The following is a 20,159-nucleotide window of genomic DNA, read 5'->3' on the forward strand; positions in this document are numbered from 1 at the left end:
CGCTCCTTTTGCGGGGACATGTGAACGCAGCGGGGTCCGCACTCATCACATCTGCTGAGCGGCGCGCCCGCGCCCTGAGATCAGACCCCGTGTGGTGGAAGCTCAGGGCTCTTCGTCCAGGAGCGCGAGCAGCAGCCCCTGCTCGTTCTCGGTGACGTAGCCGGCGTAGTAGTCGTAGAGATTGCGCCGCGAGATGCGTGCCGCCGCCAAGCCGTCCCGTTCCCGGATCGCCTCCAGCACCTCCTGGTGGTGGTGGAGCGACTCTCGCATGAGCGCCGTGCCGTTGAGCGCGTGGGCGACCTTGTCCGAGATCAGCGAGAGGACGGCGTCCCTGACCACCTGGTTGCAGACCTCGATGAGGGAGTTGCGGCTGGCCCGGGCCACCGCCTCATGGAAGGCGACGTCCGCCTTGCTGAACTCCTCGTACCCTGCCTCGATCGCGTCCGACATGACGGCGATCGTCCGTTCCATGGAGGACAGCTCCTCCTCGGACCGCAGCCGAGCCGCCAGCAAGCTCGCCGACCCGTCGAGGATCATGCGGAACGAGATCAACTCGGCCATCGACATATTGTCGAACTGGACGAGCCGGGTCATCTCCTTGGTCAGACCGGCCGGCGAGAACGGCAGGATCTCTGGGCCGTTCGGGTCGCCCGGACGCGAGCGGACGAGCCCGTTGCTCTCCAGCACGCGCAAGGCCTCTCGCACTGTGGGCCGGCTCGCCCCGAACTGCGTCACCAGCTCTCGCTCGCTCGGCAGCCGTTGACCGGGCTTCAGGTCACCTCGAACGATCGCTTGCTCGATCTGCTCGACGATGCGCTGGTAGAGCCGTACCGGCGAAACCTGCCGGAACTGTGCCCCGTCACTCATGGCTTCTTCCCCTCGAGCGTGGTCCATGTCGTCTTCTCCCCGGTGGGCGCCCCGGGGGCGCCGTCCGGCCAGCGCGGGACCGCGTCGGCAGGTCGGTTCCGTTCGTACCACGCCGCCGCCCTCAAGACGCCGAGATCGTCGAAGCGGCGGCCCGCGATCTGCACCCCGATGGGCCGACGGTCCGCCGTGAAGCCACAGTTGACGGTCGCGGCGGGTTGCCCCGACATGTTGTACGGCGCGGTGAAGCCGATGTGGGACATGGTCTTCCCGTCCCCCATGAACGGCATCGGCTGCTCAGCGGGAAACGCCGCCACCGGAGCGACCGGCGAGAGCACGAGGTCGTACGGAAGCGTCGCCGCCACGGTCCGCGCCTGGATGCGCATGATCTGCTGGTAGCACTGGAGTAGCCTTATGCCCGATATGTCCGCGCCCCCCTGGCACCATTGGATGACGTAGGGGTGGACGCGCAGCCCGGCCTCGGGCGCCAGTTCGCGGAAGTCGTTCCAGGACCGCACCCGCCAGAACAGATCCAGGTCGTCGAGGAGATCTTGGCTCATGAACGGCTCGACCGGCTCCACGACGGCTCCCGCCGCCTCGAAGACGGCGGCGGCACGGTTGACCGCGGCGAGGATCTCGGCGTCGCACGGCTCCCCGCAACCGGCGTCCATGTGCACGCCCACCCGCAGTCCGCGTACATCGCCCTCCAGCGCCGACCAGTCGATGTCCTGCGGTGGCAGGCTCGACCAGTCCCGGGGATCCGGTCTGCTCAGGACGCGCATGAACAGGGCCGCGTCCGCCACGGTGCGCGTCATGGGGCCGGCGTTGCGCCCCAGGTACGGGGTGTCCAGCGGGATCCTCCCGTAGCTGGGCTTGAGCGTGGCGAGTCCCAACCAGGTGCCCGGCAGCCGGATCGATCCCCCGATGTCGGTGCCGACATGGAGCGGACCGTATCCTCCGGCGGCCGCGGCCCCCGCGCCAGAGCTGGAACCGCCCGTGGTCCAGGCGGCGTTCCAGGGGCTGCGCGCGATGCCGTGCCGGCTGGAGACCCCCGAGGAGAGCATGCCCCAGTCCGGCATCACGGTCGACCCGAGTATCACCCCGCCGGATTCGACGACCCGCGCGGTGATGGGCGCGTCCGCCTCGGGGGTGACCGGCTCGACCCCCGCGTTGCCCGAGGGCATGGGGACGCCCCTGCGGGCGATGTTCTCCTTCAGCGTCACAGGCACGCCGTCGATCGGCCCGAGCGGTTCCCCAGCCGCCCATCGGGCCTGGCTGGCCAGGGCCGCCTTACGGGACTCGGCTGGATCGCGCACCCAGAACGCGTTGAGCACACTCTCACGCGCCTCGATCACCGACTGGACGGCGTCGTGGACTTCGACCGGCGACAACGTGCGATCAGCGAATCCGGCCACCATCTCGGCGGCGGGCATGGCGGCCAGACCGTGTTCCGTGAGCACCCGCTCTCCTTCGGTCGCGATACGGGGGGCATTCGAACTCTTGACAAGTGCTGCTTCAGTCGCCACGGTACCTGCAAGTGAGCTTACTGGTCAGGCCAGTCATAGCGAAAGGTGGCGTCTATGACGAGGGACACCAACGCGCCATCGAGCGGGCGGCGCATCATGCCTTCGCCCTGGCCGGTCGGCGGTCGGGGCACCTGTGCCTGGTGACCAAGTCCAACGTGATGGAAAGCCAGGGGTTGAACCTATGAAACCTAACAAGCAGCGGACGCGGCACATCGGGACGGTCGCGGCCGCGCTCGCATCGCTGCTGCTGACAGCCTGCTCGGCCGGGTCCACGACAGCGGGAAAAAGCACCGGCGGCCCTGCGGGCGACGCCCTGAAGATCGGCCTCGTCGCCGAGCCGGCCAACCTCGACTTCACCAAAACCGAAGGTGCGGCCATTCCGCAGGCACTGCTCTACAACGTCTACGAGAACCTGGTGAAGGCGGACCAAACCGGGAAGATAGGGCCAGATCTGGCCACGTCGTGGACCCTGTCCAAGGACCGCAAGACATACACGTTCCAGTTGGTGAAGGACGCCAAGTTCAGCAATGGCGCACCGTTCACGGCCGAGGACGCCAAGTTCTCCATCGAACGTGTCACCTCCGGCTGGACGATAGCGCTGAAGTCCCGGATGGACGTCGTCGACACGGTTCAGGCGGTCTCGCCCACCGAACTGAAGGTCACCCTGAAAGAGCCGAGCAACAACTGGCTGTACTGGATGACCACCCGCGTGGGCGCGATGTTCAGCCGGACCGGCGTGAGCAAGCTGGCCACCGAGCCGGTGGGCACCGGCCCGTACGCGCTGAAGTCGTGGACCCGCGGCGACTCGATCACGCTGGCCCGTAATGATGGCTACTGGGGGCCCAAACCGCACTTCGCGTCGGTCACCCTCAAGTACTTCAAGGACCCGACGGCCATGCACAACGCGCTGCTCACGGGCACCATCAACGTGATCGGCACGATGCAGCCCCCGGACGCTCTGGACCGGTTCCAGAACAATCCGAAGTACCAGATCATCGAGGGCTCGACCAACGGCGAGGTGGTCCTCTCCTTCAACAACGGCTCGGGCCCGCTGAAGAATCTGAAGGCCCGCCAGGCGGTCCGCTACGCCATCGACCACAAAGCCCTGGTGGACACCTGCTGGGCAGGCCGCGGCAAGCTCATCGGCAGCATGGTCCCGCCGACCGACCCGTGGTACGAGGACCTCGCGAACGAGTATCCGTACGACATCGGCAAGGCCAAGAAACTCCTTGCGGAGTCCGGCGAGGCCGGCACCACCCTGCGGCTGCGGCTGCCGACGCTGCCTTATGCCACCGCGTGCGGCACCGTGGTCAAGAGCCAGCTCGAACAGGCCGGGTTCAAGGTCGAGCTCGACCAGCTGGAGTTTCCCGCCGCCTGGCTGACCACCGTGTTCAAGAACGCCGACTATGACATGTCCATCATCTCCCATGTGGAGCCCCGCGACATCTATACGGTGTTCGGGAACAAGACCTACTACACCCGCTACGACAACCCTGAATTCCGCGCGTTGCTGAAGAAGGCGGACGAGGGCACTCAGGAGCAGGAGATCACCTCCATGCGAGCGGCTGCCCGGCTGCTGTCCAAGGACGCCGCGGCCGACTGGCTGTTCCTGCTGCCGAACCTGATGGTGGCGGACAAGGACATCACCGGCCTGCCCGTGAACTCCGTCTCCGAGTCACTGGATCTCACCGGTCTGGGCCGCTCGTGAAAGGCGGCGTCAACCGATGATCGTCCGTCTGGTGCAGCGGGTCGCGATCCTCCTGGCCAGCCTTGTCGTGAGCTCCGTGCTGGTGTTCGCGTTCATGGCGGTGCTGCCAGGGGATCCGGCCCGTGTCGCCCTCGGCGTCAACGCGTCGGACGCGGCGGTGGCGCAACTGCGCGCGGAGTTCGGGCTCAACCGGCCGCTCGCGGCCCAGTACCTCAGCTGGATACACGGACTGGTGACCTTCGACCCGGGAAACTCCTACATCTCGCACACGCCGATCGGCCCGCAGATCGCCGACCGCCTTCTGGTCACCCTGTGGCTCGTCGGCACCGCGATGGTGCTCGCCTTCGTCCTGGCGGTCCCCATGGCCACGCTCATGGCCATGCGGCACCGCAGGCCGTCCGGGCTCATTCTCTCGGCCCTGTCCCAGGTCGGCGTGGCCGTCCCGGCCTTCCTCGCGGGCATCCTCCTGATCACCGTGTTCGCGGTGGGGCTCGGGTGGCTGCCGGCGAACGGCTGGACACCCCCGGCGCAGGATCCGGTCCTGTTCCTCAAACAGCTGGTGCTGCCCGCGCTGTCCCTCGGCCTGGTGCAGGGGGCGGTGCTCACCCGCTACGTCCGCAGCGCCGTGCTCGACGTCCTCCGGGAGGACTATCTGCGCACCGCTCGCGCCAAAGGACTTCGCCCGACGCGGGCACTGCTGCGGCACGGCCTGCGGAACGCGGCGGTGCCCGTGGTCACGGTCATGGCGTTGCAGCTCGCCACGCTGCTGGTGGGCGCGGTCGTCATCGAACGGGTCTTCGTCATCCCCGGGCTCGGGAGCCTGCTGCTGGACAGCGTCTCCAACCGGGACCTCATCATGGTGCAGGACGTGGTCATGATCATCGCAATGGCGGTGCTGCTGGTGAACTTCCTGGTGGACGTGATCTACCTGATGATCGACCCGCGGCTCAGGGCGGGCGCGTCATGAGTGCTCCGGACACCGAAGCCGCTGCCGCGTCCACGGTGCCCGACGGCCGTCGGCGGCGCCGCCCGATGACAGGCAGCCTTCTGGTGGGCGGTCTCATCGTCTCGGTCGTGCTCGGCATGGCGCTGCTGTCCTTCGTGTGGACCCCGCACGACCCGACCCTGGTGAACGCCTTGGCGCGGCTGCGGAAGCCGTCGCTGGAGTACTGGTTCGGCACGGACAAGTTCGGCCGCGACGTGTTCAGCCAGATCCTGGTGGGCTCGCGCACCACGCTGTTCGTCGGCTTCGTGGCGGTGGGAGTCGCGGCCCTGGTCGGGGTGCCCCTCGGCATCGTCGCCGGGATGGCGCCCCGCTGGTTCGGCGAGCTCCTGATGCGCGGCAACGACCTGCTTCTCGCCTTCCCGGCGCTCCTGCTGACCATCATGTTCGCCGCCGTGTACGGCGCCAGCACGCTGGTCGCGATGATCGCCATCGGCATCGCGTCCATCCCCCATTTCGCCCGGCTGACCCGCAGCGGCACGCTGCAGGTGATGAAGACCGAATACGTCATCGCGGCGCGCGCGGCGGGCCGCAGGCCGTTCTCGATCGGCCTGCGGCATGTCCTGCCCAACGTCAGCAGTCTCGTCATCGTCCAGTCGTCGGTCGGTTTCGCCATCGCCGTACTCGCCGAAGCCGCGCTGTCCTTCCTGGGCTTCGGCACCCCGCCCCCGGTACCGTCCTGGGGCCGGATGCTGCAGGAGAGCCAGGAGATGTTGTGGTCGGCTCCCCGGCTGGCCGTGTTCCCGGGCATCGCGATCGCGGTGGCGGTGCTCGGATTCAACTTGCTCGGTGACGGCCTGCGCGACCGTTTCGACCCCAAGCTGGAGGACCGCCGATGACCCCGGCACCTGACACGGCACCGGCCTCCGGGCCGGACGACGTCCTGGCCGTGCGGAATCTCGACGTCGCGGTGGGCGGCCTCAAACTCCTCGAAGATGTCGACTTCACCATCCGGGCCGGCGAGCGGGTCGGTCTGATCGGTGAATCGGGGTCGGGCAAGTCGCTGACGGCGCTGAGCGTCATGGGGCTGCTGCCTGATGGGCTCTCGGCCACGGGTTCGGTGCGGCTCGCCGGAGTCGACCACGACCTGGTGGGTGCCGACGAGGCGCGGATGTCCCGGGTGCGGGGCAAGGAGATCGCCATGGTCTTCCAGGAGCCCATGACCGCTCTGAACCCCACGATGAGGGTCGGGCGGCAGATCGCCGAGGTGCTGCTGATCCACCGGACCAGGCCCGACCGCGCCTCCGCTCAGGCCGCCGCCGTGGAACTGCTCGCCCAGGTGGGGCTGCCCGATCCCGCGGCCGCCGCGACCGCCTACCCGCACCAGTTCTCCGGCGGCCAGCGGCAGCGGGTGGTGCTGGCCATCGCCCTCGCGAACGACCCCGCGCTCCTGGTCTGCGACGAACCCACCACCGCGCTCGACGTCACGGTGCAGGCGCGGGTGCTCGACCTGATCGTGCGGGGTGTTCAGGAACACGGGTCGGCCATGCTCTTCATCACCCACGACCTGGCCGTGGTGGCCACCGTCTGCGAGCGGGTCATGGTCATGTACGGCGGGCGGTTGATCGAGTCCGGCCCGGTCCGGGAGGTGTTCACGCGCCCCCGGCACCGCTACACCCAGGGCCTGATCGGCGCGTCGGACCTGACCATGGTCGACGACCGCGGCCGGCTGGCCACGATCGGCGGGTCGGTTCCGCCGGCGGGCCGCTTCCCCGCCGGATGCGTCTTCAGGAACAGATGCGCTCAGGCGACCGACGTATGCGCCACCAGGCCGGAATGGGTCCCTACCGGGCCGGACTCCGGCTACGCCTGCTTCCACCCGGTATCCCAGAGCGCCGCACGCGGGACCGGCACACCCATGAACCAGGAGGCCGGCCGTGGCTGAGCAGCCGACCAGCGCCCCCCTCGCACCCGGGTCGCAGACCGGCCCCCCGGACGCCATCAGCGTCCGTGACGTCACGCGCGACTACCGGCGGCCTCGTACCTCGCTGCGCCACCCCAGCCCGCCGGTGCACGCCCTGCGCGGCGTCAGCTTCGCCGTCCCTCAGGGGCAACGGTTCGGCATCGTGGGCGAGTCGGGGTGCGGCAAGTCGACCCTGCTCCGCATTCTGGCCGGGCTCGACCGCCCCACCAGCGGCAGCGTCGCGATCGACGGCCGGGACATCACCGGGCTCCGGGAGAGCCGGCTGCGGTTCGTCCGCGAGCGGCTCCAACTCGTCTTTCAGGACCCGATGAGTTCGCTGGACCCGCGCATGCGCGTCGGCGACATCGTGGCCGAGCCGCTCGTCGCGCAGGGGCATCCCAATCGCAGGGAGCGGGTGGCCGAATTGCTCGAGGCCGTCGGCCTGCGAGCCGACGCGGCGGACCGCTATCCCCACCAGTTCTCCGGCGGCCAGCGGCAGCGCATCTCGATCGCGCGCGCTCTCGCCCCCCGTCCGAAGATCATCGTGGCCGACGAGCCGGTGAGTGCCCTGGACGTGTCCGTACGGGCCCAGGTGCTCAACCTCATCGCCGACCTCGTCGACGAGCTGTCCCTCACGCTGGTCTTCGTCTCCCACGACCTGTCCGTGGTACGTCATGTGTGCGACCGGGTCGCGGTCATGAATGACGGGGAGATCGTGGAGATCGGGTCCACGGAGCAGGTGTACGAGGAACCGCGACATTCCTACACACGCAGCCTCATCGCCGCCGTTCCGACTCTGGGCAAGGCACTGTCCGGTGTGTCGGCGGCCGACCTCAACCGGGAATACCGACCGTGACCGCCCACGTCGAACCCGCCGACGGCGACAGCTCCGTGGGGAGGGAGTTTCCCGCGGGTCTTCCCATCGGCGACAAGTGTGTATCGCCTCGCCTCTCGGGCTGGGATCAGCCGAACGCGTAGCCGTACAGGCCGGGGCCGCTGCTCAGCTCGCGGACCTTTCCCGGGAGCAGGCCGGGCCGCAGGCCCGTCTGGCGCGAGCCGGGCCCGTACAGCACCTTGCCCTGGTCCGGCGCCGCCACCACCAGCCCGTACAGCGGACGTTCCTTGGTGAGCTGCCGGTAGCGCCCGCCGAGCGCGGGCAGCGCGGCCAGGGACGCGCCGAAGTCGCGCCCCTTGCCCTTGATGAGCAGGTTGCCGTCCTTCGTCAGCCCGCCCTTCCTGGCCCCGGCCAGCACTTGGACCCCCTTCTCACCGGGTACGCCGACGGCCAGCTCGTCGTCGCCGTCGCCGTTGAAGTCCCCGGCCGCCAGCGCGGCGCCGAACCGGTCGTAGTACCGGGGCGTGCCCTTGAGCAGCCGCTGCGTCCACATCTCCGACCGGGGGCCGCGCAGCAGCGCGCTCCCGCTCCCGTACAGGACGTGCACGGCCCCGTCGCCGTAGTCCATCGCCCGCTGGTTGGCGCTCAGCCCTTCACCGGGTACGCCGACAACCAGGTCGTCGTGCCCGTCGGCGTCGAAGTCGCCGGTCGTGAGGGCCGCCCCGAACGCGTCCCACTTCTCCGCCGAGCCCTTGATCCCGGGGCTGCTCTGGGTGAGGAGCCCGGCCCGCCGGCTCCGCACGTCGATGACGGTCACGGAGCCCTGGCCGTCCTGGGTGACACTGTCGGCGGGCGCGCCCACGGCCAGCTCGGCGCGTCCGTCGCCGTTGAAGTCGCCGCTCGCCAGGGCCGCGCCCCACTGGTCCGTCACGCTCGCCGCCTGCCGTACCCAGGGGGTCTTCTGGGTGATCTGGTACGGCTTGCGGCCCTTCATCCAGTAGATCGTGACGCCCCCGCCCGTACGGTGGCCAGGGGCGCCCACCGCGAGCTCGTCGCGTCCGTCGCCGTCGAAGTCACCGGCGGCCAGCGACGCCCCGAACCGGTCGCTCGACGGCTTCGCCGGCGCCAGCTCCCTGCCCGGCCGCAGGCCCGTGGGCGAGCCGTGGAACAGCTCGACGACGCCGTTGCCGTCGGCCCCCGGCACGCGCTCGCCCACGAACTCCTCTGACACGCCCACCGCGAGGTCGGCGCATCCGTCTCCGTTGAAGTCGCCGACCGCGAGAGCCGAGCCGAACGAGTCACCCGGCTCGGCGCCCTCCTGGGTCAGCTTCTCCTTGCGTCCGCTGCCGTAGACGACCGTCACGGAGCCGGCCCGCCGGTTGTCGTAGGGGGCGGCCACCGCCAGATCGGGACGGCCGTCGCCGTCGAAGTCGGAAGGGGATCCGCCACACGACGGAGCCGCGGCGTGGCTCGTACCCGAAACGAGGGGAAGAACCAGGCAGGCGGCTAGCAGTGCGTTCATACCGGTAGGTATTTCCACCCCGGCCGAACCAGGTCTTAACGCTACGGGAACGTGCCAGGATAGGCGGGTGGACATCGACCTCGCGGATCTGGGTTTCTGGCGCCAGGCCCCCAAGGCCCGGCATGAGGCGTTCGCCAGACTCCGGCAATTAGAGCATCCCGTGTTCTTCCCCGAGAAGAAGGTGCCCTTCCTCCGGTCCGGCAGCGGCTTCTACGCCCTGGTCAGGCACGCGGACGTGGTCGAGGCCAGCCGCGACGCCAAGGTCTTCTCCAGCGAGCCCGCCGTGACCAACCCGGAGCCGCCGGGCTGGGTCAAGCAGGTGTTCGGCGAGTCGATGGTCAACATGGACGACCCGCGCCACGCCCGGCTGCGGCGCATCGTCACCCGCTCGTTCAGCCCGCGCATGCTCTCCGGCCTGCAGGACGACATCGAGGCCGCGTGCGAGCGGATCGTCGACGACGTCATCGAGCAGGGCCCGCGCGACTTCGTCGGCCAGGTCGCGGCCCGGCTCCCCATCCACGTCATCTGCGACATGATGGGCATCCCCGATGACCTGCGGGCGAAGGTCCACGAACACGTCGACGTCTCCACCGCCTACACCGGCGTACGCCCCAGCCTGGTCCGCAGTGTTCAGCTCGCCGGCCAGAACATGCTGGCCCTGCTCGCCCTCCAGCGCATGGTGATCAAGCTGGGGCACGAGCGGGCCGCCGATCCACAAGGCGACCTGGTGTCCCTGCTGGTCACCGCCAACCCCGACGGCGAGAAGCTCACCGACCGCGAGCTCGGCTCCTTCTTCGCCCTGCTCCTGGTGGCGGGCAACGAGACCGCGCGCAACACGATGGCCCACGGCATCAAGCTGCTCACCGACAACCCCGCGCAGCGCGACCTGCTGATGGAGGATTTCGACGGCCGCATCGGCAACGCGATCGAGGAGATGGTCCGCTACGTTTCGCCGATCATGCAGTTCCGGCGCACGCTGACCCAGGACTACTCCCTGCGCGGCCTGGAGCTGAAGAAGGGCGACAAGGTGGTCCTCTTCTACGGCTCGGCCAACCGCGACGAGAGCGTCTTCCCCGATCCCGACAGCTTCGACATCACCCGCGAGACCAAGCCGCACGTCGGCTTCGGCGGGCCTGGCCCGCACTTCTGCCTGGGCGCCAACCTGGCCAGGCAGGAGATGCGGACGATGTTCCGGGTGCTGCTGACCAGGTTGCCGGAGATCCGCGCGGTCGGCGAGCCGGAGCTGCTGCTGTCCAACTTCGACAACAGCGTCCGCAGTCAGGGCTTCACGTTCTGAGCTGCTCTTCCGGGGCCAGGACGTTCCTTCTGATCGTCAGGAAGGTGATCAGTGCCGCGACGGCCATCATCGCGGCGCTGATCAGCATCGCGGTGTGGAAGCCCGCGTTGAAGACGGGCGGGTTCTTGAAGGCGTCGCCGACCAGGCCGACCAGGGGCGGCACCGCGGCCACCGCGAGCAGGCTGCCGGTGCGGGCCACCGCGTTGTTGACGCCGCTGGCCGTACCGGCGTGGCGCTCTTCGACGGTTGCCAGCACGGTCGCGGTCAGCGGCGCCACCGCCGCCGACAGACCGAGCCCGAACACCGTGACCGCGGGGATGACCTGAAGAGGGTACGAGGCGCCGAAGCCGATCGTGCTCATCAGGAGGAACCCGAGCCCGGCCACCAGGATGCCGATCGTCATGGGCCAGCGCGGGCCGTAGCGCTTGGCCACCTCACCGGCGCGCGCCGACAGCAGCAGCATAAGGATCGTCGTCGGCAGCAGCGACAGCCCGGCCGGGGTCGCCGCGAACCCGGACACCACCTGCAACTGCACGACGAGCAGGAAGAACACCACGCCCATGGCCGCGTACATGATCAGTGTCACCACGTTCACGGCCGTGAAGACCCGGTCGCGGAAGATGCTCACCGGCACCAGCGCGTCGGGGGACCTGCGCTTCTCCAGCACCAGGAACGCCACGCCCAGCGCCACCCCCACCACCAGCGGGATCGTCGCCCCCTTCTCGATCAGGCCGTAGGTGAGGAAGGCAAGGGCCAGCGCCGCCAGCACCGCGCCCAGCACGTCGAACCGGCCCGCGGCCTGCTCGTCCCTGCTCTCGGGCACGTGCCGCACCGTGACCAGCACGACCAGCGCCGCGACCGGCAGATTGAGCAGGAACGCCCACCGCCAGCCCGCCGTCTGCACCAGCACCCCGCCCAGCAGCGGACCGATCGCGGCGGCCACCCCGCCCAGCCCCGACCAGGCGCCGACCGCGCGCGGCCGGTCGTCCCTGACGAACGACGCCTGGATGATCGCCAGCGACCCCGGGGTGAGCAGCGCGCCGCCTACCCCTTGCAGCGCGCGGGCGGCCACCAGGAGCTCGACGTTCGGCGAGAGCCCGCACAGCGCCGAGGCCAGCGCGAACCAGATCGTGCCGATCAGGAACACCTTGCGCCTGCCGTAGCGGTCACCGAGCGAGCCGCCCAGCAGGATCAGCCCGGCCAGGGTGAGCGTGTAGGCGTTGATCGTCCACTGCAGGCCGGCCATGTCCGCGTCGAGGTCGTCGCCGAGGAAGGGCAGCGCGACGTTCACCACGGTGCTGTCGAGCAGGGCCATCCCGGAGCCCAGCACGGTGGCCGCCAGGATCCAGCGCCCTCGGGCGGACTTGAGCGCTACATGGTCGTCCTGCATAAAGGCAATCTTGTCACCTCTTTCTGGTACATCTGAGCTCCCCCCGATGAGAGGAGCCCAGTTGTCCTTCCACCAGCATCTCCCGTCCTTCTACGACTTACCGGTCTGTGATCGAGAGGACGGCGAAGAGCTGCCCGCCGACGCCGCCTGGCGCGTCACCGGAATGTCTCCCTACGGGGAATCGGACGCGCCGTCGCTCCGGGAGGACCTCGACGACCTGTTGAGCCGGGTGGACGGCACGCGCATCCGGGCGATCGTGGTCGGACAGTGGGGTCCCGACTACGACTCCCCGGCGGACGTCGCGGTCGAGGCGCTGACGGGGGTTGCCGACCGGCTGCCAGCGCTGGAGGCGGTCTTTCTGGGCGACATCGTCTCGGAGGAGTCCGAACTCTCCTGGATCAGTCAGGGCGACATCACGCCGCTGCTCGCGGCCTATCCGCGGCTGAAGCGGCTCGACGTGCGCGGCAGCACTGGGCTGCGGCTCCAGCCCATCGTGCACGCCGGGCTGGAGATCCTTCGGTTCGAGTGCGGCGGGCTGCCCGCCGGAGTGGTCCACGCGGTCGGTGAGAGCTCGTTCCCCGCGCTGCGCCACCTGGAGCTCTGGCTCGGCGAGGAGAACTATTCCGGCGACTCCGGACCCGGCGACTGGGCCGGGATCCTGGCCGGCTCCGGCCTGCCCGCGCTGCGCCACCTCGGCCTCCAGGACAGCGAACGGCAGGACGAGGTCGCCGCCGCCGTGGCCGCCGCGCCGATCGTCGTGCGGCTGGAGTCACTCGACCTGTCGATGGGCGTGCTGACCGACGAGGGCGCCGAGGCGCTGCTGTCGGGGCAGCCGCTGACCCACCTGCGCAGCCTCGACCTCAGCCACCACTGGCTGAGCGAGCCTATGATGGCCCGGCTCCAGGCCGCCCTGCCGGAGGTCCGGCTCGACCTGTCGGACGTGCAGGAGAATGAGGATGACGAGGACTGGCGCTACATCGCGGTGTCGGAGTGAGCGTGCCCGCCTTCGCCGTCGTCGGTACTCCCGGGGATCGGCGGGTCCGCCTGTTCGCCGCCGCTCTTGAACGTCACGGGCTGCCCGAACCGTACATGGTCGCCTGGTCCGACGTGCTGACCGGCGGGTCGCCCCATCCGGGGGCGCGGCGGGCCTGGTGGCTGGGTCTGCCACGCGGAGCGCTCGTACGAGTCGAGTCGCCGGGGGAGGACGCCGCCACGGACGCGCTCCTGCGCGGGCCGGGCGATCCCACCCGCGTCGGCGGGGGCGCGGCGTGGCACGCGGCGTTCGTGCGCGGCCTGAGGTCCGTACGGGAGGCGGTGGCACGTACCCCTGGGGCCCGGCTGCTCGGGGATGTGGCGGAGATCGCGGTGATGTTCGACAAACGGCGCTGCCACGCCCGGCTGCTGGCGGCCGGGGTGCCGGTGCCTCTCGCGCTGCCTGCCGGTGAGCCTGATGAGGGCTCTGTTCGCGGTCCGCTCAGTGGGTTGATCGGTGGCTATGCCGGGTTGCGGGCGCGGATGCGTGCGGCCGGGTGGAGCAGGGTGTTCGTCAAGCCCGCTCACGGCTCATCCGCCTCCGGGGTCATCGCGGTGGAGGCCCACGGAGACCGGGTCAAGGCGGTTACCTCTGTCGAGCTCGGGCCGGAGCTCCACAATTCTCTGCGAGTCCGCTCCTACGAGGACGAACCTTCCGTCGCGGCCATCATCGACGCGTTGGACCCCGATGGGCTTCATGTGGAGCGGTGGTTCCCCAAGGCGTCGATCGGCGGGCGGGTGTTCGACCTCAGAGTCGTCGTGACCGGCGGGCGGCCGACGCACGCGGTCGTGCGAACCAGCCTCGCTCCTATGACGAACCTCCACCTCGGCGGCGCGCGCGGAGACCTCGGCGAGGTGCGCTCGGCGCTCGGCGAGACCGGTTGGGCGCGCGCCATGGACGTCTGCGCCAAGGCCGCCGCCTGCTTCCCCGGCAGTTCGGCGGTGGGGGTGGACCTCCTGGTCGGGGTCGATCGGCGGCGGTTCGCGGTGGCGGAGGTCAACGCGTTCGGAGACCTGCTGCCGGGCCTCATGGGGTTGCCGGGCAGTGGAGCCGACGGGCTCGACACCTACGACGCGCAGGTGGCGCTGGCACTGAGGCGGGCGGCGTGAGGGCATTCGGGGACCCGGGTGTCTTCGAGAGGACCGTGTTTTCCAAGAGGACCGTGTTTTTCGAGCGGGCCGGATGCCTCGAGCGGGCCGGATGCCTCGAGGGGGCCGGATGAGGGACATGCGCGCGGTGGTCGGGACACACGACCTGCTGCTCGTCACGCTCGACACGCTGCGCTACGACGTCGCCGCCGAGGCGCTCGCGGCCGGACGGCTGCCCAACCTGGCGCGAGCCCTGCCGGGCGGGGTATGGGAGCGTCGGCACACGCCGGGAAGCTTCACCTACGCGGCCCACGCGGCGATGCTGGCCGGTTTCCTGCCGACTCCGGTCACGCCGGGACCGCACCCCCGGCTGTTCGCCGCCGCCTTCCCAGGCAGCGAGACCACCGCCGAGGGCACCTGGTGCTTCAAGGCCGCGGATCTGCCCGCCGGCCTGGCTCAGGCGGGCTATCACACGATCTGTGTCGGTGGCGTCGGCTTCTTCAACAAGCGGACCCCGCTCGGCTCCTCACTGCCGGACCTGTTCGCCGAGTCGCACTGGGAGCCGGAGTTCGGCGTGACGGCCCCTGACTCATTCGAACGGCAGATCGACCGGGCGGCGCGCGTCGTCGAGGGCCGTGAGGGGCCGGTGTTCCTGTTCGTGAACGTCTCCGCGCTCCACCAGCCCAACCACTTCTACCTGCCGGCCGCCACCGACGACGGCCCGGCCAGCCAGGCCGCTGCCCTCGCCTACGTCGACCGGCACATCGGCCGGTTGTTCGCGCTGATGAGCGCGCGGCGGCCGTGTCTGGCCATCGTCTGTTCCGACCACGGCACCGCGTACGGCGAGGACGGGCATGTGGGCCATCGCATCGGCCATGAGGTGGTGTGGACCGTGCCTTATGGGGAGTTCGTGCTTGGGAAGGGAACGTGGTGATGACCCCGTACGAGGGATATGTCTACGCTTATCCGCACAAGACCGCCTACCGTCCCCTGGAGCCCCGGCCGCCACTCCGCGAAGTGTGGGCGGGCGAGCGGACCGAGGCGCTTTTTCTGTACCTGCACATCCCGTTCTGCGAGATGCGATGCGGATTCTGCAACCTGTTCACCAGGACCGGCGCGCCGGAACACCTGGTCGCCGCCTACCTCGACGCCCTCGAACGCCAGGCCTCGGCCATTCGGGAAGCCATCCCCGAGGCCCGCTTCGCCACGGCGGCCATCGGCGGCGGCACCCCCACCTATCTGTCGGCCGCCGAGCTGACCAGTCTCTTCGACCTGGCCGAACGCATTCTGGGCGCCGACTTCCAGGCGATCCCGCTCGGCGTGGAAACCTCGCCTGCCACCGCCACTCCCGACCGCCTCGCCGTGCTCGCGTCACGCGGCGTGACCAGGCTGTCGATCGGCGTGCAGAGCTTCATCGACGCCGAGGCCAGGGCGGCGGTACGGCCCCAGCGCCGGGCCGAGGTCGAGCGGGCGCTGGCCGCCATCCGGGCCTCTGGGGTGCCGACCCTCAACATGGACCTCATCTACGGCATCGATGGGCAGACGGAGACGTCGTGGCGCTATTCGCTGGACGCCGCGCTGGCCTGGCAGCCGGAGGAGCTGTATCTGTATCCCCTGTACGTACGGCCGCTGACCGGGCTCGGGCTGCGGCGGCGCGACTGGGACGACCAGCGGCTCGCCCTCTACCGAGCGGGCCGCGACCATCTGCTCGCGGCAGGCTACGAGCAGGTGTCGATGCGCATGTTCCGCTTACCGGCTGACGCCCCCGCGGGCGTCGAATACTGCTGCCAGCGCGACGGCATGATCGGCCTCGGCTGCGGTGCCCGCTCCTACACCTCTCGCCTGCACTACTCCTTCGAGTACGCGGTGGCCGTCCGCCACGTGCGGGCCATCATCGACGACTACGTACGGCTGCCCCAGGAGTCGTTCGCCCACGCCAACGTCGGCTTCGAACTGGACGGCCCCGAGCGCCGCCGCCGTCATCTCCTGCAGTCCCTCCTCCAGGTGGAGGGCCTCGATCGGCCGGCGTACAAAGAGCGGTTCGGCGCCGACGTACTCGACGACTTCGATCTGTCCGGCTTCGCGGACCGGGCCTGGCTCGAATCGGCGGCCGAACGCATCAGGCTCAACCCCGAGGGCCTCGCCCATTCCGACGCCATCGGCCCGGCCCTGTTCTCCGCCCGCGTACGAGAGCTGATGGACTCCTATGACCAGCGCTGACCTGACCATCCTCTATCGCGGCCCCTTGGCCAGCTGCGACTACGACTGCCCGTACTGCCCGTTCGCCAAGCGCCGAGACACTCCCGCCCAGCTGCGGGCCGACCGGGCGGCGCTCGAACGCTTCACCGCCTGGGTGTCGGCGCAGCGGTTCGGCATCTCAGTGCTGTTCACGCCGTGGGGGGAGGGCCTGGTCAGGTCGTGGTATCGACGGGCGATGGTCGATCTCAGCCACCTCGGACACGTGTCGCGCGTGGCCATCCAGACGAACCTCAGTGGCCGCACCCGCTGGCTCGACGACGCCGATCTCGACACGCTGGCACTCTGGACCACCTACCACCCCGGCCAGGTGACACATGACCGGTTTCTCGCCGGCTGCCGTGAACTGTCGGCGAAGGGCGTCCGCTACAGCGTCGGCGTTGTCGGCCTCCCCGAGCACCTCACACCCGCACGCCTCCTGCGGGCCGCCCTTCCACCGGAGGTGTACCTCTGGATCAACGCGGCCGAGGGCGGCTCCTACACGGACACGGAGGCGGCGGACTGGACCGCCCTTGATCCCCTGTTCGCCAACAGCCGTCACCCGCACACCAGTGGTGGTCTGCGCTGTCGTACCGGGGAGAGCGTGATCTCCGTGGACGGCGAGGGGGAGGTGCGGCGCTGCCACTTCGTCCCGGATCGCCTGGGCAACCTCTACGACGGTACGGCGCTGGCGGCTCTGCGGCCCAGGGGCTGCCCAAAGGGCTCTTGCGATTGCCATATCGGATATGTGCACCTGGAGCCGTTGGGCTTGTACGACACGTTCTCCGGGGGAGTCCTCGAACGCATCCCAGCGGGCTGGCCACCCAAGGACACCGCCTTGGGATGACCATGCGAGGCCGATCCCGACAGGGACCGGGCCTCCGGGCACCGGTCGGAGATCGCGAGGCCGTGGCGGAGATCGCGAGGCTATGGCGGGGATCGCTAGGCCGCGATGACGGGGATCGCGAGGCTATGGCGGGGATCGCTAGGCCGCGATGACGGGGATCGCGAGGCTATGGCGGGGATCGCGAGGCCGCGATGACGGGGATCGCGAGGCCATGGCTGGGATCGCGCGGCAGACCCGCACCGGCGAGGCCGGTCACGTCTCCCGTTCGGGTCGGTAATCGCCCGCCGCCAGCCCGAACGTCCAGGCCACGCCCTCCTGCGCCGTCCTGGTCCATGGCGGCACCCGCAGGAAGTAGGTCCGGCTGGTGCCGTCGGGCTCCGGCGTGGAGTTGACCACCTCGACCATCGCCAGCGGCTCGTCGTCGGGCAGCTCCAGCCGCCACAGCACGCCCGCCGCGTCCCGTTGGACCGGCGTGGCAGCCGACTCGGTGAGGTAGCGGTCAAAGCCGAAATGCTCCAGCATGACGCGGCGCAACTCGGCGTTCTCCTCCTGTCGGATGCGCTCGGGCGTGAGGTCCGCCATGGCGGCCCCGAAGTCGGCGGGGACCGGCATGCCATGCCAGCCGTACAGCGCGAACCCGTCGGCGAACGCCAGCGCGGGACCGGTGGCCCGATGCAGGCGGCCGAGGTCGTCGCGGTGCATCGAGACAGGGCGCTCACACAGTACGGCCACCCGCTCGAACGGCCACCACCATCCTGCCGCCCTCGCCACCCGCATCAGCCCGTCGAGAGACGCGACGTGTCGAGCGTCGCCGTCGAGCCCATCGAGCCCATCGAGCCCGTCGAACAGCGCCAGCCACGGCGCGTCCTGCTGACCGTACACGGCATCGAGAGTGGCCCGCCGAAGCAACGCCGCCGCCTCTGCCACGTCATCGTCGACGCCGTCATCGACCGCTGCGGCCCCGCCGTGGCCACCGTCCGCCGCGCCTGCCGTGCTCGCCGCGCTTGCCGCCCTTGCCGACGCGGCGATGCCTGTGCGGATGTCGTTCACCAGACGGTGGACGCCGGGCCAGAGACGGGCGCCGGTGAGCTGCCAGGCGTGGGGCCAGACGTGGACACCAAGCGTGGCGACCACCTCCGCCCGGGCCCGCTCCCAGGGCCCGGTGCGTACGAGCTCCCGGGTGGACGGCCCAGCCTCGCCAACTCCGGAGAACTGGGCGCTGACCTCGTCCATCACCCGCCTTAGCCCGATCGAGTCGAAGGTGTCGCGGACCGCCGCGCCGCCCGTGAGGAGAGCCGCCGCGACCGCACCCTGGGCAGGGGAGGAGAGCCAGACGATGTGGTCAGGCTCCGCCAGCCCCACAGCCTGATAGGCGGACCGGACACCTGCCTCGGCCTCGGCCCGGTCGGCCGGGCCACTCGCGAACGCGATCTCTTCCCAGGCGGACGCGGTCCCGGTCAGCCGGGTCGCCATCTCGGCGGAGACGAATGCGGACACATCAGTAGTCGTCATCGATGAAGTGCTCCTGGATCGGGGGGTGGGGTACGGCGGCGCAAAACGGATGGGCGGCTCCCATTGACGACCCAAGGTCAGCCGCTGGACCAGGCCACGGTGGGGGCTCACCGACAGAGCCACTGTCAGTTGGCTGGGCCAGGCCGGGGTGGGGGCTCACCGACAGAGCCACTGTCAGTCGGCTGGGCCAGGCCGCGGTGGGGGACTCGCCCACAGAGCCACTGTCAGTCGGCGACGAGCCGGTAGGCACCCGGGACGTATTCGCGCTGCCTGACCACCCGGAACCACCCCTTGGGCAGCGAGATCTCGGCATGCTCCTCATGGACCAGCCGTCCGCCAAAGGGCAGGCGCAGATAGGATGAGCCCCGATCGACCAGCAACGTCCCCGGGCCCGGGATGGCGTGGGTATGGCCGGTGGCCTCGCCGAGCGCGAGCACGAGGCGGCCGCGCGCGTCACGGGGCGCGGATGGTGCGGATTTCAGATGGTTGGGCACCGAGTCCTCGGCGACCGGAACGATCAGGATGTCTCCCTGACGGAACATGCGAACCTCCTCGGTGATCTACCTCGAAGGTAGTGAGGAGGACCGACAATTCACCGCGATCTGTCGTGGACGGGCCGGGCCAAGTTGACGAGAGGCGTTGCCCAGGCTCTCAGGAGGTGAGGCGTTCCGCAGGGCTCTCAGGGGTGAGGTGATCCGCAGGGCTCTCAGGGGTGAGGTGATCCGCAGGGCTCTCAGCGCCCAGAGCCCTAAGCACGAAGCCCGTCACCAACTCGCCCGCCGCCTCGACGGTCACCGCGCCACTGATCAGAGGCACCCGCTCCGCGCCGATCACCGCGATGATCATTCGGGCCGTCGCCTCGACGTCGACCACCTGGAAATCGGCCGACTCGATCCCGCTCTCCAAGATCTCCACCAGGATGCGCTGCATGGGCGCCACGTGCTCGGCGAGCTGCTGGTAGGCGTCAGGGCCGAGGGCGGCGCTGAGATCCGCCGCTCCAGGGTGCGGGTGCGCCAGCAGGCCGGTCAGCTGCAGCCGGACGAACACCCGCAGCCGGTCGGCGGGGGAGGCGACGGCCGGCAGCTCCTGCTCGTAGCTTTCGATGAAGTAGCTGGTGACCCGCTCGGTGAAGGCCAGCAGCAGGGCGGCCTTGTCCGGGTAGTAGTTGTAGAGGACGGTCCGGGTGATCTCGGCCTCGTTCGCCACGTCCGTCATGGAGATGGCGTCGATCCCCTGCACCCTCGACAGGCGGGCGACGGCCTCGAGGATGCGATCACGCGTCTGGGCTCGGTGCTCACCGATGGTGGCTGCGGAGATGCGGGGCATGCGTCCATGGTAGGCCGGTGTCCATCCCGCTATAGGCCGACTTCTATAGGCCGGACTTCGCGTACGAGAG

General features: G+C 69.8%; 18 protein-coding genes. 11 read left to right on the plus strand and 7 right to left on the minus strand.

Annotation, left to right across the window (positions count from 1 at the left end; translation table 11 throughout):
• Positions 1–102: 102 nt before the first annotated feature.
• Both AB0J16_RS41495 and AB0J16_RS41500 read right to left on the minus strand, forming a co-directional pair.
• Complete coding sequence (locus tag AB0J16_RS41495) at positions 103–867, minus strand: FadR/GntR family transcriptional regulator (RefSeq protein WP_358550429.1); 765 nt, start codon at positions 865–867, stop codon at positions 103–105.
• A complete protein-coding gene (locus AB0J16_RS41500) occupies positions 864–2,324 on the minus strand; it encodes an amidase (protein ID WP_358550431.1) in 1,461 nt (486 codons plus the stop codon). The genes AB0J16_RS41495 and AB0J16_RS41500 overlap by 4 nt, the downstream gene beginning before the upstream one ends.
• 247 nt (positions 2,325–2,571) lie before the next feature.
• On the opposite strand from AB0J16_RS41500, the gene AB0J16_RS41505 reads away from it, so the two are divergent.
• From AB0J16_RS41505 to AB0J16_RS41525, 5 genes are read left to right on the plus strand one after another with little or no spacing between them, the layout of a single operon-like run.
• Complete coding sequence (locus AB0J16_RS41505; RefSeq protein ID WP_358550433.1) at positions 2,572–4,098, plus strand: ABC transporter substrate-binding protein; 1,527 nt, start codon at positions 2,572–2,574, stop codon at positions 4,096–4,098.
• Positions 4,099–4,114: 16 nt separating this feature from the next.
• On the plus strand, positions 4,115–5,065 hold the full coding sequence (locus tag AB0J16_RS41510; RefSeq protein WP_358550435.1) for an ABC transporter permease: 951 nt from the start codon (positions 4,115–4,117) through the stop codon (positions 5,063–5,065).
• On the plus strand, positions 5,062–5,940 hold the full coding sequence (locus AB0J16_RS41515; RefSeq protein WP_358550437.1) for an ABC transporter permease: 879 nt from the start codon (positions 5,062–5,064) through the stop codon (positions 5,938–5,940). Before AB0J16_RS41510 ends, AB0J16_RS41515 begins: the two co-directional genes overlap by 4 nt.
• Positions 5,937–6,986, plus strand: a complete 1,050-nt coding sequence (locus AB0J16_RS41520; RefSeq protein ID WP_358550439.1) for an ABC transporter ATP-binding protein — start codon at positions 5,937–5,939, stop codon at positions 6,984–6,986. Before AB0J16_RS41515 ends, AB0J16_RS41520 begins: the two co-directional genes overlap by 4 nt.
• Positions 6,979–7,860 (plus strand): ATP-binding cassette domain-containing protein, encoded by an 882-nt coding sequence (locus tag AB0J16_RS41525; RefSeq protein ID WP_358550441.1) that lies wholly within the window; start codon positions 6,979–6,981, stop codon positions 7,858–7,860. The genes AB0J16_RS41520 and AB0J16_RS41525 overlap by 8 nt, the downstream gene beginning before the upstream one ends.
• 106 nt (positions 7,861–7,966) lie before the next feature.
• Here the strand turns inward: AB0J16_RS41525 and AB0J16_RS41530 are convergent, their stop codons facing one another.
• Entirely contained in the window at positions 7,967–9,361 is a 1,395-nt protein-coding gene (locus AB0J16_RS41530; protein ID WP_358550443.1) for an FG-GAP-like repeat-containing protein, read from the minus strand.
• Positions 9,362–9,428: 67 nt separating this feature from the next.
• Here AB0J16_RS41530 and AB0J16_RS41535 point away from each other — a divergent pair, with 67 nt between their 5' ends.
• The gene (locus tag AB0J16_RS41535) at positions 9,429–10,658 is read left to right on the plus strand and encodes a cytochrome P450 (RefSeq protein ID WP_358550445.1); all 1,230 of its coding nucleotides are present in this window, start codon (positions 9,429–9,431) and stop codon (positions 10,656–10,658) included.
• On the opposite strand, the gene AB0J16_RS41540 is transcribed toward AB0J16_RS41535, so the two are convergent.
• A complete protein-coding gene (locus AB0J16_RS41540) occupies positions 10,648–12,048 on the minus strand; it encodes an MFS transporter (RefSeq protein WP_358550447.1) in 1,401 nt (466 codons plus the stop codon). The genes AB0J16_RS41535 and AB0J16_RS41540 overlap by 11 nt on opposite strands.
• A 61-nt stretch (positions 12,049–12,109) precedes the next feature.
• On the opposite strand from AB0J16_RS41540, the gene AB0J16_RS41545 reads away from it, so the two are divergent.
• The 5 genes from AB0J16_RS41545 (at position 12,110) to AB0J16_RS41565 (ending at position 17,251) form a co-directional block, all read left to right on the plus strand.
• Positions 12,110–13,042 (plus strand): STM4015 family protein, encoded by a 933-nt coding sequence (locus AB0J16_RS41545; protein ID WP_358550449.1) that lies wholly within the window; start codon positions 12,110–12,112, stop codon positions 13,040–13,042.
• Entirely contained in the window at positions 13,039–14,190 is a 1,152-nt protein-coding gene (locus tag AB0J16_RS41550; protein WP_358550451.1) for an STM4014 family protein, read from the plus strand. Before AB0J16_RS41545 ends, AB0J16_RS41550 begins: the two co-directional genes overlap by 4 nt.
• 118 nt (positions 14,191–14,308) lie before the next feature.
• Positions 14,309–15,103: an STM4013/SEN3800 family hydrolase gene (locus AB0J16_RS41555; RefSeq protein WP_358550680.1), complete on the plus strand. Its 795-nt coding sequence runs from the start codon at positions 14,309–14,311 to the stop codon at positions 15,101–15,103.
• The gene (locus AB0J16_RS41560) at positions 15,103–16,389 is read left to right on the plus strand and encodes an STM4012 family radical SAM protein (RefSeq protein ID WP_358550453.1); all 1,287 of its coding nucleotides are present in this window, start codon (positions 15,103–15,105) and stop codon (positions 16,387–16,389) included. The genes AB0J16_RS41555 and AB0J16_RS41560 overlap by 1 nt, the downstream gene beginning before the upstream one ends.
• Positions 16,376–17,251 (plus strand): STM4011 family radical SAM protein, encoded by an 876-nt coding sequence (locus tag AB0J16_RS41565; protein ID WP_358550455.1) that lies wholly within the window; start codon positions 16,376–16,378, stop codon positions 17,249–17,251. Before AB0J16_RS41560 ends, AB0J16_RS41565 begins: the two co-directional genes overlap by 14 nt.
• 252 nt (positions 17,252–17,503) lie before the next feature.
• On the opposite strand, the gene AB0J16_RS41570 is transcribed toward AB0J16_RS41565, so the two are convergent.
• The 3 genes from AB0J16_RS41570 to AB0J16_RS41580 all read right to left on the minus strand — a co-directional run bounded on the left by AB0J16_RS41570 (position 17,504) and on the right by AB0J16_RS41580 (position 20,089).
• Positions 17,504–18,763, minus strand: coding sequence for a DUF6745 domain-containing protein (locus AB0J16_RS41570; RefSeq protein WP_358550457.1), 1,260 nt, complete (start codon positions 18,761–18,763; stop codon positions 17,504–17,506).
• A gap of 224 nt (positions 18,764–18,987) precedes the next feature.
• Complete coding sequence (locus tag AB0J16_RS41575) at positions 18,988–19,305, minus strand: hypothetical protein (RefSeq protein WP_358550459.1); 318 nt, start codon at positions 19,303–19,305, stop codon at positions 18,988–18,990.
• Between the two features lie 109 nt (positions 19,306–19,414).
• Positions 19,415–20,089, minus strand: coding sequence for a TetR/AcrR family transcriptional regulator (locus AB0J16_RS41580; protein ID WP_358550461.1), 675 nt, complete (start codon positions 20,087–20,089; stop codon positions 19,415–19,417).
• Positions 20,090–20,159: the final 70 nt, after the last annotated feature.

The sequence above is a fragment of the Nonomuraea sp. NPDC049750 genome (assembly GCF_040659625.1).
GTDB lineage: Bacteria > Actinomycetota > Actinomycetes > Streptosporangiales > Streptosporangiaceae > Nonomuraea.

Coding starts and splice junctions, on each gene's coding strand:
- AB0J16_RS41495 (WP_358550429.1), bottom strand. CDS start 867: ATGAGTGACGGGGCACAGTTCCGGCAGGTTTCGCCGGTACGGCTCTAC.
- AB0J16_RS41505 (WP_358550433.1), top strand. CDS start 2,572: ATGAAACCTAACAAGCAGCGGACGCGGCACATCGGGACGGTCGCGGCC.
- AB0J16_RS41510 (WP_358550435.1), top strand. CDS start 4,115: ATGATCGTCCGTCTGGTGCAGCGGGTCGCGATCCTCCTGGCCAGCCTT.
- AB0J16_RS41515 (WP_358550437.1), top strand. CDS start 5,062: ATGAGTGCTCCGGACACCGAAGCCGCTGCCGCGTCCACGGTGCCCGAC.
- AB0J16_RS41520 (WP_358550439.1), top strand. CDS start 5,937: ATGACCCCGGCACCTGACACGGCACCGGCCTCCGGGCCGGACGACGTC.
- AB0J16_RS41530 (WP_358550443.1), bottom strand. CDS start 9,361: ATGAACGCACTGCTAGCCGCCTGCCTGGTTCTTCCCCTCGTTTCGGGT.
- AB0J16_RS41540 (WP_358550447.1), bottom strand. CDS start 12,048: ATGCAGGACGACCATGTAGCGCTCAAGTCCGCCCGAGGGCGCTGGATC.
- AB0J16_RS41555 (WP_358550680.1), top strand. CDS start 14,309: ATGCGCGCGGTGGTCGGGACACACGACCTGCTGCTCGTCACGCTCGAC.
- AB0J16_RS41560 (WP_358550453.1), top strand. CDS start 15,103: ATGACCCCGTACGAGGGATATGTCTACGCTTATCCGCACAAGACCGCC.
- AB0J16_RS41565 (WP_358550455.1), top strand. CDS start 16,376: ATGACCAGCGCTGACCTGACCATCCTCTATCGCGGCCCCTTGGCCAGC.
- AB0J16_RS41570 (WP_358550457.1), bottom strand. CDS start 18,763: ATGACGACTACTGATGTGTCCGCATTCGTCTCCGCCGAGATGGCGACC.
- AB0J16_RS41575 (WP_358550459.1), bottom strand. CDS start 19,305: ATGTTCCGTCAGGGAGACATCCTGATCGTTCCGGTCGCCGAGGACTCG.
- AB0J16_RS41580 (WP_358550461.1), bottom strand. CDS start 20,089: ATGCCCCGCATCTCCGCAGCCACCATCGGTGAGCACCGAGCCCAGACG.